Here is a 13029-nt window from a genome sequence, read left to right as displayed (position 1 = left end):
CCGGGACGGTCAGGTAATAAACGAGATGACCGTGCTGGGTTCGACCAGCCCGCTGGCCACGGAGAGGGTCGCCCAGACCGCCCCACCGGTGGCGACGACGGCGGCCAGCGAGAACGGCCCGGTGACGTAGGGCAACACCGAGAGCACGACACCAGCCATGACCAGCGCGACGACGGCGACTCTGGCCAGGTCGCTGGCGAGTTCACCGAGGTCGAACTCCAGTTCGCGGTGGATGTAGTAGACGTTGACGCCGGTGTAGGCGCTGTAGGTGATGACCGTGGCGATGCCGGCCCCCAGCGCGCCCAGCGGTGGAATCAACAACAGATTCAACAGGACGTTGCCCGCCGCGCTCGTGGCGCGGGCGATGGCCCGCACGCGGGCCAGCCCGAGGTAGTCCAGTGCCGACCCGGTTATCTTGTGGATGGCTCTGACGATGACGAAGAAGGCATAGAGCTGTATCAGCACGACAGCCCCGAGATACTCCTCACCGACGACGTACGTGACGGCCGGTTCGGCCACGATGACGAGCCCGGCAGCCGCCGGCACGTACAGCAGGAGGACGTTCCGCAGCGACTCGAGGTAGATGCGGCCCGCGACACCGGGGTTCTCGGCGGCGGACTGCTCGCCCAGGGTGGGCGTGATGGTGAAGCCAAGCGACGAGGCCGGCGCGATACAGAGGTCGGCTATCTGGCGGGCCAGGGTGTAGAAGCCGACGGCGACCGGCGTCGCCAGCACGCCGACGAGGACGGTGTCTAACTTGCTGTCGACGACGACGCTGGCCCGCGTCGCGGCGGTGGGGACGCTGTAGCGCGCGATACGGCCCCGCAGGTCGCTCTCGGGCTGGTCGGTCGGCGGGAGCGAGCGGTAAAACTGCGTGTACAGCGCCACCAGCCCGAAGGCGACCGAAGCGAGAAAGCCCACGACGTAGCCACCCATCGCCCCGGTGACGCCGTAGCCGGCCACGACCAGCCCCGTCGTGATGATAAGCCTCGTGGTGCTGTTGATGACGGTCACGGCGGCGCTGTAGTCGACGCGGTTGAACGCCTGGAAGACGGATTTCAGGTAGCCAAACAGCGACCGGCCGCCGATGTAGAGCCCGCCGACGGTCAAGACCGGCGCGACCGCCGGGCGACCCAGGAGCCGCGCCAGTTCGGCGCCGGCCAGCGAGACGACCACGGAGACGGTGACGGCGACGGTCAGGATGATGGCGAGTGACCACCGGATGATGTATCGGACCTGCGTCTCGTCACGCTCGGCGTACTCGTTGACGTAGCGGGCCGTGGCGTTCGGGACGCCGAGCGTGCCGAACAGTTCGGCGATACCGACGACCGAGATGGCGAAGTACAGCAGGCCGTACTGGTCGGGTTCGAGCAGGTACCGCGTCAGTACGAGGAGCAACAGGCCGTTGGTCGCCGCGTGGATCACCCGCGCGGCCATCGTCACCTTGAATCCGGCCGCGATGCGGTCGGTCAGATTCATCGGCTACACTCGTCCCCGCGGACGTAGTAGAGCCGGTAGTCACCGTTGGTCTGGACCCGCGAGACGTCGGGGTTCTGCCGGAACGAGCGGAACGCCGCCGCCGAGTATCTGAACCCGTCGTAGAGCCCGACTTCGCGCTGATAGTCGCTCGACGTCAGCGGCACGTACCGACACCGGGAGTAGTACTGTGTCGTGTTGTTGCCGAAGACCGAGAAGGGTATCATCGCCTCCTTGCCGGGGAACTCTTTCCCCCCGGGCGTCACGTCGGTCCCGGTCGTCCCGTAGTAGGCGTCGACGTAGCGGCGCGGTCCCCCGCGCGGGCCGGCGAAGTACACCTCGGGGTCGCGCTGGTCGAAGGAGGTGGTGTACCCCTCGTAGTACGTCTCGGGGACGTGGTCGGAGTCCTTGTACATATACGGCGACTGGTGGAGTATCATGGCCTGGGGAACCAGCAGGAAGACGAGAGCGACTGCGACGGCTGCCTGCCAGTGTTTCGCCGACAGGGAGGGGGAAAACGGGATGCCGTCGGTAACGGCGACAGCGACCAGCACGGTCACGAACACCATCATGAAGCCGAGGTAGCGGAACGGCTGGCGGGTGACGCTCGTGATGTAGAACAGCCCGAACAGGACGAAGACGGGGACGAAGCCGAAGGTGACGTACCGCAACAATGTGTTGCGGTCGGGGAAGCGGTCGTCTAGCTTGCCGGTGACGGCCAGGAGCATCACGACGCCGGCGACCGCGCTCAGGGCGGCACTGACGAGGAATATCTTGGCAAACAGCTCGCCGATACCGCTGCCAAGCGTCGACAGCGAGGTGCTGACCGTGGATATCTCGTCGCCGGGGTTGGCGCCGTACAGCAGCCCGTTGACCACGGCGCTTACGGTCCCGGTGGCCCGGCCAAAGCGGGGAATCCAGAGGGCGAAAAAGAGTCCGACGAGCGCTGTCTGTGGCGCCAGCGACCGGTGGTCGGTCAGCCGGTCCGTCTCCCGGTACCGGCTGTAGAGCCGCGCGAGCAGTTGCAGGCCGAAGCCGGCGCCGATGAGTAGCAGGACGTTCGAGCCGGACTGTGGGTGGACGAGAATCGCCGCGATGCCGGCGAGGGTCAACAGGACGCCAAGCGGCGTGGCGACGTCGTAGCCCCGGACCGTGGCCAGCGTCTCCCGCTCGCCGACGTAGCGCAAGAGCAGATACACCGCGAAGGGGGTGAAGTAGATGGCGGCGGTGGTGGGATACGGGAAGATGTAGGTGTGGATGTTGTTGATTGGCAAGAACAGAAGCGCGAAGAACGTCCCGACGGCGGCGCCCTTCGAACGAGCCGCGATCCGTGTCACACAGAGGGCGGTAAAGAGGATGTACATCGTCATGAAGATGGGGACGACCAACTGGAGGGTCCGCCGCGGGGGGAGGCCTGTGACGCGTGTCAGCACGACCGCGATGGTGTTGATACCGGGATAGAGGAAGTTCGCCGGGTTCAGCGACCCCTCGGCAATCAGCCGCGTCCAGCCGAGATAGGAGAGGGCGTCACCGGAGCCGTTGTAGTAGTAATCCCGGATAATCGGCAGTATCGCGACGCTGATTCCCACGAGGGAACCGAGCAGCATGGCGAGGCGGCTCCGGAGCGTCGTCGCGGACGCGCGTAATCCGACGGCGATAGCCGCCAGAAGCGCAATAGCGCTGCCGAGCCAGAACAGGACCGGCGTGGCCCGGTAGATAGATATCTCGTAGCCCGTGGGCTGGGAGCCGGCGGCGACGACGAGACCGACCGTGTACGTGACATAGCCGACGAGGAGGGCGGCGACCTGGCGCCGTCGACGCTGAGATGTTACGGCCATCTGCGCCTTGCTGGTCGGTCGTCGGGCATTGTTATTGGCGGGTTGTGGGCGGTATGGGACTGTTTCGTCGTCCGGGGGTTTCTAGCGGACATCTCCGTCACGGTCTCAGGAGGTGGCCACCGACTCGTAGACCGAGAGGAGCCGCGCCCCCATCCGTTCGACGCCGATTTCGGTGGCGTGCTCGCGGCCGTTGGAGCGGTCGCCGCTCCGGAGTATCTCGGCCAGCCCCGTGACGAGTTCGTCGTCGTCGTCGCTGACAGTGCTGGGCTCGACCCCGTCGAGGCGCCGGGCGACGTCGCCGACGTCGGTCGCGACCACGGGGAGGTTGCAGGCGAGTGCCTCCTTGACCGTGTTGGGCGACCCCTCGCGATGGGAGGTCAACAGCAGGGCGTCGGCGGCGTTGAGGTAGTAGGACATCCGTTCGTGTGGGATATCCGTCGCGGTCCGCATCGACACCGGCAGGTCGAGTCGGGCGGCGACGCGGTCGACGATGGCCCGAGCGCGAGGGTGGTTCTTCACCTCGCGTTTGGGCGGGTACGGAAAGAGGACGATGCGCTCGTCGGTCGGCCAGCCGACTTCCTCGCGGGCGCCGTCACGGTCCATCGGCTCGAACATGTCCAGATCGACGCCGTGAGGGATGACGCGGCAGTCGCCGCCGTAGACGTCGGCCATCCCCTGGGACATGACGACGACTGCGTCACACAGCGGTGCGAGTCGTTTCGTCACCGGTCCGTATCGACCCATGAGGTCCGACCCCCACAGCGAGAGCACCACCGGCAGGCGCGGCTGGGCGATAGCCATCGGTGCGGTGAGGCCGTAGTTCGCGTGGACGAGGTCGTAGCCGCCCAGCGACTGGGAAAGAACCGAGGGGTAGAACCGGGCGTAGTCCCAGACCGAGCGACTCCCCTCGGTCCCCGCGTCGACCGACTGGGAGTGGTTCTCACCGGGCACCGACAGCGTCGTCATCTCGACCCCGCGCCGCTCCAGTTCGGCGACCTGGGCCCGGAAGAACTGGGACTGGGCGTTGGTGACGAGGTTGAGGACGCGCAGGCCAGTCATCGCTTCACCGCGCTGAAAGCGGTCTTGGCCAGGTTCATCGCCGGGCTGTCGGTCTCGACCTCGTAGTAGGGCACCAGGTCGCCCGCGAACTTGCCCTTGTAGTCACAGAGGCGCTCGGTGTTTGCGCCCATCAGGTCGTAGCCGGTGACCGAGTCGAGTTCGGGGTCGGAGAGTACGTCCTCGATGATTCGCCAGTGGAGCAGGCTGTTGACGGCCACGTCGCACTCAGCCCGCGTCCCGCCCTGCCAGAAGTACGCCGTGTCGGGCCCGAACAGCGCCGTCACGCCCGAGAGGAGTTCGCCGTCGGCGTCGCGGGCCACGTAGGTCCGGGCCCGGTCGTCCAGTCCCGCGACGAGGTCGCTGACGTACCGCCAGGACAGCGGGAACCCGCGGTCCTGCTCGGCGTAGCGGTCCCTGGTGCGTTCGAACACCGTCCGGGTCGCGTCGTGACCCTCGACCGCGACGGTCACGTCGCTCTCGCGGGCGTTCGTGACGTCCCGGCGGAGGCTCTTGCTGAAGGATTTGAGGACGCTGTCGGGGTCGGTGTCTTCGAGGTCTACGACGTAGGTGTATCGCGTCGTGAGGTCGAAGTCGGCCCAGTGGAACGGTCGCGGGTCGTCGTATCCCAGCCCGGTTATCAGCCGCACCAGTGACAGCGGGCCGTCGGTCCCAAGCTCCGCCAGGACCTCCTCGACGAACGTCTTGTTGACCCCTTCGCGCTTGCGCTGTTTCGGGCTGGTCGGCATCACGATTGGCCCCAACCGCGGGATGTTCATCGCCGGCGGTGGCGACATGATGGTGCGACCGACGGGCCGGTTCCCCTCGACGACCGGCAACAATCCCACCGGCTGCTCACCCTTGAAGCCGCCGTAGAGCTGCAACTCGCCGCTGGCGTGGCGGTCAATCGCCGACAGCGCCGGCGGTGTGTGAAACACCTCGTACCCCGAGTCCGGAAGGGTCTCGGCCCACTCCGAAAGTGACAGTCTTTCGACGCGCATATAGCTCAGACGACCCTCCCGCCGGTACCGGCTTGAGTATCGGGAGCTTATGCTGCGTGGGGTCCCAGTAGGTCGCTCAGTCGTCCGCGGCGACCGCCGTCGACGCACACAGCGAGTACAGCTCGCCGGGGGGACCGACCCAGGCGTCTGCCTCCAGCGCAGTCGTGACGAGCCGGCGGTAGAGACGACCGTAGCCGGGGTGGTCGGGGCTGAAGTGACGCGGGTGCCAGAGGACCGTCATCACGGCGTCGTTCGCGGCGGCCTCCGCGAGCAGCGACTCGACTGCGGCCCAGGCGCGGTCGAAATCCTCGCCAGGGTCCGGCAGCGCGCCCTCCATCACCGTCAGGGGGAAGACGACGAACTCGTCGTCGAACGGCCGGAGTGGCTGGTAGCCGTGGGCGAAGCCGTACTCGTCGGGACTCCCGAGGGTCGTGTCGTAGTCGAGCCCGATAGCCCGGTAGTGCTCCCAGGTCGCGGGCCGTTCCAGCCGGAGGTAGTGCTGGCGCCCGCCCCGGACCGACTCGCCCAGCACCGCTTCCAGCCGGCGTTTCTCCTCGCGCAACATCGCTCGGTCGTCGACAGCCTCGTAGGAGCCGTGCAGACCGACCTCCCAGCCACCCCGCCGCAGCGTCCCGAGCAGGCCACGAATCGGGGCGTCCTCGATGTCGTAGCGGCCGGCGTACAGCTGCCAGCCCTCGGCCGTCAGCCACTCACGGGGCGGGCGGTCGCGGAACAGCGACTGCTCGTCAAGGACGTAGAAGGCCGACCTGACGCCGTGTTCGCGCTCGAAGGCCAGCAGTTCGGGGAAGGTCCAGTAGGGCCGCCGGCCCGGCGTGAGGTCGAGCAACTGACTCGGGTCACGGCGGGTCAGCGCGTAGAACAGCGACTGGTAGGTCTTGTATGGCCGGTCGACGTCGTGGGTGAGACAGAGGGCAAACTCGTGACCCTCCGGCACCCACTCCCCACTCATGAAGCTGCTCCGAGCGTCTCCTCGACGACCACGTCGGTCACGTCCTCGCGCTCGGCCAGCAGCTGGGACCGGCGGCGGTTCCACGTGGCGGCGGTGTCGGGGTCCTCGACGAACTCCTTCAGCTTCTCGATGGCCGCCCGCTCCTCGTTGAGGTTGTAGACGAGCCCGTGGGATTCCAGCTCCCGGAACGTCGAGAGGTCCTTGTTCCCGACGAAGGAGTTCGTCCGGATAGCGGGCGTCCCCAGCACACCCGCCTCGATGGCCATCGTCTGTGAGTCGCCGATGTAGCCGTCGGCGTAGTACAGCAGGTCGTGGATGCGCTCGGGTGGCACCGGGAGCCGATGGGCCTCGAAGCCCCGTGGCAGCGGGGACTCGCTGGTGATGTACACCTGGCCCCGCTCTGCGAGGTAGTCGACGAGTTCGCGCTTGCCAGCCCTGGAGATGCCGGTTTCGCCGACGTCGTGGTGGGCCGCCCACGAGACAAAGCGGAGCACGTAGTAGGGCTCGTCGACGGCGACGCCGTGGGCACGGAGCGGTTCGGGGTCGGGCTCGAACCGGTCGGGGTGAAGGTACGCGAGTTCGTGATAGCCGTCGTAGCGGCGGTGTTTCGTCCCGAAGTCCATCTCGAAACACGCCGGCGTGCAGACCCGCGAGGTAAAGGGGATGGTGACCTTCGAGAGCGACCGGGTCGCCACCTCGTCGTCGGTGAAGGTCACGTTCGGCGTGCGTGTGACCCTGGCGGCCTGGGCCGCGACCGGGTTGAGGTGACTCACGACCACGTCCGAGTCGAACCGTCGGATGGACCGGATGAGCCGCAGTTCCCGGAGCGCCCACTCCAGCAGGAGCTCCGGGGTCGTCTCGCCCTGCGTCGAGAGCACCTCGTAGTCGATGTCGTAGGCGTCCAGCAGCGCCGTCGTCACCTCCTTCTCACGGGCGGTGACGAGGGTTCGGTGGCCCGCCCCCTCCAGCTCGCGGATAGCGTGCTTGAACAGGTGGACGTGGGCCGGATGGCCGACCTCGAAGTGGGCCCGCATCGTTACCGGGTCGTGGGCCCCGGACTGGGGAGCGGTGCGTACGACGAGAGTTCGCTCATCGATGCACGTTGCCGGCCGCGAGCGGTTCCGGGAGGGGCCGGTGTTTCGCCGGCGTGCCGACCGCGAGCGTCGACGGCGGGACGTCCTCGGTGACGACGGCTCCCGCGGCGACGAAGGAGCGTTCGCCGATGGTCACGCCCGGCAACACGGTGGCGTTCGCGCCGACGGTGACGTCGGCTTCGAGGGTCGGTCCCGCGAGGTCGACCCCCTGTCGGAGCGGGTAGGGGTCGTTCGTCAGGACGGCCCGCGGCCCGAGGAACACCCTGTCACCGATAGTCGTCTCGGCGGGCACGTAGGCGCCGGTCTGGAGACTCACCCCGTCACCGAGGTCGCTCTGGCCGTCGACGACGACCTGTGAGCCGACGACACAGTCGTGACCGACGGTGGTCTCCTCCCTGACGACGGCGTGGTGACCGGTCTGGAACCGGTTGCCGGTGACGACGTCCGGGTAGAGGACCGACCCCGCGCGGACGATGGAGTCCGACCCGATTCTCGCTGGCGACTGGCCCCCCTCCGGCGGGAGTATATCCGCCGACTCCGCGATACGACAGCCATCACCGAGCTGGCACTTACTCATTGGTAGGTCCCCCGGCGTGGCGCGTTCTCCGTCACTGGCCCGTTCTGGCTATGATTCGTACCGGTCATCTGAACTCAGTCCGGGATTTCCGACAGTTCACTGCTTTGTTATACTGTTCCTGTGACGAGCGCGGCTGGAGCGCATATGCGTAGCAATGTGCTACCCGTTGGGGGCCGCCATCATCGCGCGGTATAACTTAGACGGGGCGGGGTCACTCGGGAACAAATGGGAGCAGTCGTCATCTCTATCGACGCAGAGCTTGGCTGGGGGTTCCACGACTACCCGGCCGACGAACGGCCGACCGACCGCATCGCGCGCTCGCGGTGGGGGTGGGAGCAACTGGCCGAGACGCTCGCGGAGCACGATATCCCGGCCACCTGGGCAGTGGTGGGGCATCTCTTCGAGGACGACTGTGCCGGCGCCCACGTCGGCCATCCCTCGCCGTCGGGCTGGTTCGCCCACGAGCGCGGCGACGACCCGATGGACGACCAGTACCGCTTCGCCCCGGACTTACTCGCCGATCTCGCCGAGAGTGACGTCGGCCACGACATCGGCTCTCACACCTACTCGCACGTCGAATTCGACGCCGACTACGCCACCGAGGACCTCGCGCGCGCGGAGTGTGACCGCGCCGTCGAGGCTGCCGAGGCCGCGGGCATCACGATGGACTCGTTTGTCTTCCCCCGCAACCGTATCGGCCACCGGGAGATACTGGCCGAGTCGGGCTTTCGCTGTTACCGCGGGACGGAGCCGGAGACAACCGCCGACGGCCCCTACTCGGCGCCGCTTCGCAAGCTCGCCCAGGCGACGGTCGTACGGGACCCGCCGCCGCTGGTCGAACCGACCGTCGACGAGTTCGGGCTGGTGAACATCCCCGCGTCGCTGTACCTGTTCGGATTCGAAGGCCCGGCCCGGCGGGTGCTCTCGGCGACGGTCGGGGACCCGGTCGTCAGACAGGCCCGCCTCGGCGTCGACGCGGCAGCCGCGGGCGAGGGTATCTGTCACCTCTGGCTCCACCCGAACAACCTCACGACGGAGGCCGACCTGGCGCGGTTCCGGGCCATCTGTGCCCACATCGACGATGTGCGGGCCGACACCGACCTCACAGTCGAGACGATGCGGACGGTCGCGGACCGCGTGGTCACGGAAGACGTCACTGCGGCGTAGGCTGGCGCGGCGTTGGCTCTCGCTCGCGAACGCGACAGCGAAAAAAGCGACGCCGTTACTCCGAGGACGGAACGGACGCGGCGTCCTCGACCGCAGCCTCCTCGGTCTGGGCTTCCTCGGTCTGGGCTTTCTCGGTCTCATCCTGGAGCCGACGTTCGGCCTCGTCGCGGTCCTCGGGATAGCCGATGTCGTTTCGCCAGCCGTTCATCCGGATGGCGTCGATGGTTCGCCCGGAGTGCAAGAGCAGGTCGATGGCGTCGCTTATCTCGTACTCGCCCCGGTTCGAGGGCTGGACGAGCTGGCAGGCGTGGAAGATAGCGGGCGTGAACGTGTAGAATCCGGTCATCACGAGGTTCGACGGCGGCTCCTCGGGCTTCTCGATGACCTCCGTTATCTCGCCGTACTTGTTCGTGTCACAGACGCCGTAGCGGCTGGCTTCGTCCCAGGGGACCTCCTCGACGAGGAAGGCGGCGTCGGCCCGCTGCTCCTGCTGGCGGTTGACCACGTCGCTGAGGTTCGCCTGGAAGATGTTGTCCCCCAGCATCAGCATGAAGTCGTCGTCGATGTGTTCCTCGACCGTCAGCAGGGCGTGGGCCAGCCCGTTCTGTTCGCGCTGGTGCGTGTACGTTATCGGGACGCCCTGGTACTCGTCCTCGTAGTAGTTGATGATGTTCTGTTTCTTGTAGCCCACGACGACGTACAGCTCGTCGGCGCCCAGCTCGATGAGCTGGTCGAAACAGTGCGTGAGTATCGGTTTGCCGTCCACTTCGACCATCCCTTTTGGCTTGTCGTCGGTGAGTGGGCGGAGTCGAGTCCCCTGTCCGGCCGCGAGTATCACTGCGTCCATCGTATCCGGAGCGCGATGCCCGCAAGGAAAGGTATACACCGCCTTCGACGGTTTCGTGGCCGTTAACACCACTTTTGACGGCTTGGTCGCCCTTACGCTTCGACGTCGTTCCCCTCGGCGACGGCCGGGGGGAGTGTCAGGCGACGGCTGGCAGCCCCGATATCGGCGAGCGAACGCAGCGAACGCTGTGCCAGCTGGGCGACCGTCCGCACGAGCTGGGCGTTGCGCTCGACCGGCGTGTCGGGGTCGAAAAAGAGGTTGTCCGCCATGCCGACCATCGGGTGCGCACCCATGAAGAAGGCGAGCGTCGTCAGCGGGTACTGGTTGGGGCCGGTCGCGCGGACGAAGACGTGTGCGCCGTCGGGAACCGCGTCGAGGACCGAAAGCAGGGACAGCGGCGTCCCGACAGCGCCACTGGGCGCACCCAGCAGAACCGTCACCACGGGCGGGTCGGGGAGGACTGCCTGCTCGCGCAGCCGGGCGAGTTCGTGGCAGTCGGCGCCGCCGGTCACGAGCACGTTCGGGGTGATGCCCCGGTCGGTCAGCGCGTCGACCAACTGCTCCGTGTCGCGGCGGCTCGTCTCCGAAACCCGCCGGTAGCCCGTCTGGGTGGGACCCAGCCGGACGGTGGCGAGGTCGGGGGCCGGCTCCCCGTCGAGCGCGTCGAGGAAATCCCCGAGGGGTGCGTCCGGTTCGGCGGCGTACTCGAGCAAGACGTCGTCCCCACACAGCTCCCGGACCGCCCGACCGAAGGCGGGCAGACGGGTCGGGTCGGGGTTCCCGTCGGCGTCACGACCGTGGAGGACTGTGACAGTGGCCCCGAGCGCCATCGACTCGTACACCTGTGTCGCGACTGATTCGGGCTCGACCGGGAGAGCGTCGTTCACGTCAGTCGAGTAGCGATAGCCGGTCGGAGCGACGCCGAGAGTCACCTCGTCGCCGCGCATGTACTCACGGTAGGTCATCGGAGTGCCCGACGCTGGGGCGGAGTGCCTGACAGGAGACGGGTCGCAGGGTTAGTTATCAGTTTCCTACTGTTTCAGTTCGACGAGCGCGTCCTCCGTAGCGACGATGAACGCCTCCTCCAGCAGGTGTGACTCCTCCGCCGGCAGGAAGACGTACTGGTCGTTCGTCTCGGAACGGATGACCGTCAGCTCCTCGAGTTCGTAGCCGAGGTTCTCGTGTGGGTCGGGGTCTTCGGGAACCAGGTCCCACTCTGAATTCGAGAACATAGTCACCCGTGGAAGACGTTGACGTCGGCGTCGCCGTCGATTTCGATGCGTTTCAGGGTGCCACTGTAGAAGAACGCGTCCACGCCGTTGCGGACGTGGCCGCTTACCTTCCCGTCGCTGATATCGCCGGTCAACCACAGCGTCTCGCCGCTCCCGACGACAGTCCGCCCCTCGTCGAGCGTGAGATTCCCAGTGACAGCGAAGTCGTAGTAGGCGCTCTCCTCGGCGTCGCCGGTGCCGTCGATTTCGATGCGATTCGGGAGCGACGCGGGACCGGTGTCCTCGCCGTTCCCCCGGTCCTGGTCGTCGACCAGGTCATCGAGGGTCACCGACTCGCCGTCGCGGGTCACGCTGACCTCGTACCCCTCGGTGACCGTGAAGGCCGTGATGGTCCCCGAGACCAGATACGAGTCGACCGCGTCGGGGTTCATCTCGACGCTTGTCGCCGTGTAGCTCCCGTCGTCGTTCTCGGTGATACGGTCGGTGCCGGGCTCGGCCTCGTCGCCGAACTGTATCTCCTCTGTCGCGGTGAAGGTCACGTCACAGTTGGTGTCGGGATTGTCCGGACTCGCCCGGATGACGAGGTCGCTTGCCTGGGGTGCTGACCCGTCGACCGGCGCCGCGTCGGTTTCACTGCCGCCGCTGGACTCGCCATCGACCGGGGTCCAGACACTGTAATCGGTGTTTGGCGCCTCTGCACCGTCGCCGGTGACCGTCTCGAAGTGCTCGGGGACGTCGAGGTTCCCGCTACCGGTGAGGTGGATTGCCTCGCCGGCCCAGCTCCCCTCCGTGTCCCAGTCTTGCTGGATTGCATCGCTGTCGCCGTCGTTGTAGATGCGAACGTTACGGATGGTGCCCGACCCGTCCTCGCCGCGGTAGTGGAGTCGGATGGGGTTGCTCCCGCGCGTGAAGTAGAAGTCACAGTCTTCGATGAGCGCGCCGGTGCCGGCGTCGTCGACCTTGATACCTCGGAGCGTCGTGCCGCCGGTGTGGTCCGACGGCGGTTCCTCTGTCCCCTCGAAGTAACAGCCCCGGACGACGCTATCGGTCGGCGCGAAGCGCAGCATCGAGGAGTTGATGTTGCGGAAGACACAGTCCTCGACCACGACTTGACCGTCCCCGCCGGTGTAGGCGTCCGAGACGTACATCGCGACGTTCCCCATCTGTTCGAAGTAACAGGCCTTGCAGTGGAGGGTCCCGGCGTGGTCCGTCCCCGCGTACAGCCCCGTCGAGTCCGACCCGTCGATGGTGCCGTCGGGGACGTTCACGTTGACGACTTCCATCGTCGCGCCCTCCTCGGCACCGACACGCCAGCGAGACTGGGCCTCACCGCGTTTGCCGCGGATAGTGATGTTCTCGATGCGGACCGTCCCATCGGTGGCCATGATAGTCGGCCGGACCTCGACTTCCGGGTCCTCCGGGCGGTTGAACGTGACGCCGTCGGCCGACCCGACGAGCGCGCAGTCGGCCTTGTCCCCGCCCAGCCCATCGCCGGTGTAGTCGTACTCCCCGGCCGGAATCTGTACCTCGTTGCCGTCGGTGAAGTATTCCTCGAGGTAGGGGTCGATTAGGTCGCCGTTACGGAGCCCTTCCGCCCCGAGGTCGACGGTGTCTTCGGCCCCGACGGCACCGCCAGTCGAGGCTGTGCCGACCGCTGTGGCCGCCGCGCCGACGCCGACGAGGCGCATGAACGTTCGTCGACTGGTAGACTGTGCTTTCCCGTTCGTCTCGTCTTTAGGGTTGCCTGCCATACCGGTCAGGATAATCCTAC

At 66.9% G+C, this 13029-nt stretch carries 12 protein-coding genes; 1 reads left to right on the top strand and 11 read right to left on the bottom strand.

Going from position 1 to position 13029, the window contains the following annotated elements; all coding sequences use genetic code 11:
- Positions 1-9: 9 nt before the first annotated feature.
- The 7 genes from EGD98_RS05270 to EGD98_RS05240 form a co-directional block, all read right to left on the bottom strand.
- Positions 10-1479, bottom strand: coding sequence for a flippase (locus EGD98_RS05270; RefSeq protein WP_220587302.1), 1470 nt, complete (start codon positions 1477-1479; stop codon positions 10-12).
- Positions 1476-3314, bottom strand: coding sequence for a hypothetical protein (locus tag EGD98_RS05265; protein ID WP_220587301.1), 1839 nt, complete (start codon positions 3312-3314; stop codon positions 1476-1478). Before EGD98_RS05265 ends, EGD98_RS05270 begins: the two co-directional genes overlap by 4 nt.
- Before the next feature lie 105 nt (positions 3315-3419).
- On the bottom strand, positions 3420-4364 hold the full coding sequence (locus tag EGD98_RS05260) for a glycosyltransferase (RefSeq protein ID WP_425433348.1): 945 nt from the start codon (positions 4362-4364) through the stop codon (positions 3420-3422).
- Positions 4365-4369: 5 nt separating this feature from the next.
- Complete coding sequence (locus tag EGD98_RS05255) at positions 4370-5371, bottom strand: GNAT family N-acetyltransferase (RefSeq protein ID WP_220587299.1); 1002 nt, start codon at positions 5369-5371, stop codon at positions 4370-4372.
- Between the two features lie 76 nt (positions 5372-5447).
- On the bottom strand, positions 5448-6341 hold the full coding sequence (locus tag EGD98_RS05250) for a polysaccharide deacetylase family protein (protein WP_220587298.1): 894 nt from the start codon (positions 6339-6341) through the stop codon (positions 5448-5450).
- Positions 6338-7375, bottom strand: a complete 1038-nt coding sequence (locus EGD98_RS05245) for a DUF354 domain-containing protein (protein WP_220587297.1) — start codon at positions 7373-7375, stop codon at positions 6338-6340. The genes EGD98_RS05250 and EGD98_RS05245 overlap by 4 nt, the downstream gene beginning before the upstream one ends.
- Before the next feature lie 55 nt (positions 7376-7430).
- Positions 7431-8012: an acyltransferase gene (locus EGD98_RS05240; RefSeq protein ID WP_220587296.1), complete on the bottom strand. Its 582-nt coding sequence runs from the start codon at positions 8010-8012 to the stop codon at positions 7431-7433.
- A 225-nt stretch (positions 8013-8237) separates the two neighbouring features.
- On the opposite strand from EGD98_RS05240, the gene EGD98_RS05235 reads away from it, so the two are divergent.
- Positions 8238-9179: a polysaccharide deacetylase family protein gene (locus EGD98_RS05235; protein ID WP_220587295.1), complete on the top strand. Its 942-nt coding sequence runs from the start codon at positions 8238-8240 to the stop codon at positions 9177-9179.
- A 55-nt stretch (positions 9180-9234) separates the two neighbouring features.
- Here EGD98_RS05235 and aglF read toward each other — a convergent pair whose 3' ends face one another.
- The 4 genes from aglF to EGD98_RS05215 all read right to left on the bottom strand — a co-directional run bounded on the left by aglF (position 9235) and on the right by EGD98_RS05215 (position 13009).
- Entirely contained in the window at positions 9235-10026 is a 792-nt protein-coding gene (gene aglF / locus EGD98_RS05230) for a UTP--glucose-1-phosphate uridylyltransferase AglF (protein WP_220587294.1), read from the bottom strand.
- A gap of 92 nt (positions 10027-10118) precedes the next feature.
- Positions 10119-10991: a 3-keto-5-aminohexanoate cleavage protein gene (locus EGD98_RS05225; RefSeq protein WP_220587293.1), complete on the bottom strand. Its 873-nt coding sequence runs from the start codon at positions 10989-10991 to the stop codon at positions 10119-10121.
- Positions 10992-11057: 66 nt separating this feature from the next.
- On the bottom strand, positions 11058-11258 hold the full coding sequence (locus tag EGD98_RS05220) for a hypothetical protein (protein WP_220587292.1): 201 nt from the start codon (positions 11256-11258) through the stop codon (positions 11058-11060).
- A 2-nt stretch (positions 11259-11260) separates the two neighbouring features.
- Entirely contained in the window at positions 11261-13009 is a 1749-nt protein-coding gene (locus EGD98_RS05215) for a hypothetical protein (RefSeq protein WP_220587291.1), read from the bottom strand.
- Positions 13010-13029: the final 20 nt, after the last annotated feature.

It is taken from the genome of Haloarcula salinisoli, from assembly GCF_019599405.1.
In the GTDB taxonomy this organism is placed as follows: Archaea; Halobacteriota; Halobacteria; order Halobacteriales; family Haloarculaceae; genus Haloarcula; species Haloarcula salinisoli.
This window is presented reverse-complemented; position numbering and strand designations above follow the sequence as displayed.

What these genes read in the sequence shown, in the direction of transcription:
- EGD98_RS05240 (WP_220587296.1), bottom strand. Translation starts at nt 8,012, where the DNA reads ATGAGTAAGTGCCAGCTCGGTGATGGCTGTCGTATCGCGGAGTCGGCG.
- EGD98_RS05265 (WP_220587301.1), bottom strand. Translation starts at nt 3,314, where the DNA reads ATGGCCGTAACATCTCAGCGTCGACGGCGCCAGGTCGCCGCCCTCCTC.
- EGD98_RS05250 (WP_220587298.1), bottom strand. Translation starts at nt 6,341, where the DNA reads ATGAGTGGGGAGTGGGTGCCGGAGGGTCACGAGTTTGCCCTCTGTCTC.
- EGD98_RS05220 (WP_220587292.1), bottom strand. Translation starts at nt 11,258, where the DNA reads ATGTTCTCGAATTCAGAGTGGGACCTGGTTCCCGAAGACCCCGACCCA.
- EGD98_RS05215 (WP_220587291.1), bottom strand. Translation starts at nt 13,009, where the DNA reads ATGGCAGGCAACCCTAAAGACGAGACGAACGGGAAAGCACAGTCTACC.
- EGD98_RS05235 (WP_220587295.1), top strand. Translation starts at nt 8,238, where the DNA reads ATGGGAGCAGTCGTCATCTCTATCGACGCAGAGCTTGGCTGGGGGTTC.
- EGD98_RS05245 (WP_220587297.1), bottom strand. Translation starts at nt 7,375, where the DNA reads ATGCGGGCCCACTTCGAGGTCGGCCATCCGGCCCACGTCCACCTGTTC.
- EGD98_RS05225 (WP_220587293.1), bottom strand. Translation starts at nt 10,991, where the DNA reads ATGACCTACCGTGAGTACATGCGCGGCGACGAGGTGACTCTCGGCGTC.
- EGD98_RS05255 (WP_220587299.1), bottom strand. Translation starts at nt 5,371, where the DNA reads ATGCGCGTCGAAAGACTGTCACTTTCGGAGTGGGCCGAGACCCTTCCG.
- EGD98_RS05270 (WP_220587302.1), bottom strand. Translation starts at nt 1,479, where the DNA reads ATGAATCTGACCGACCGCATCGCGGCCGGATTCAAGGTGACGATGGCC.
- aglF (WP_220587294.1), bottom strand. Translation starts at nt 10,026, where the DNA reads ATGGACGCAGTGATACTCGCGGCCGGACAGGGGACTCGACTCCGCCCA.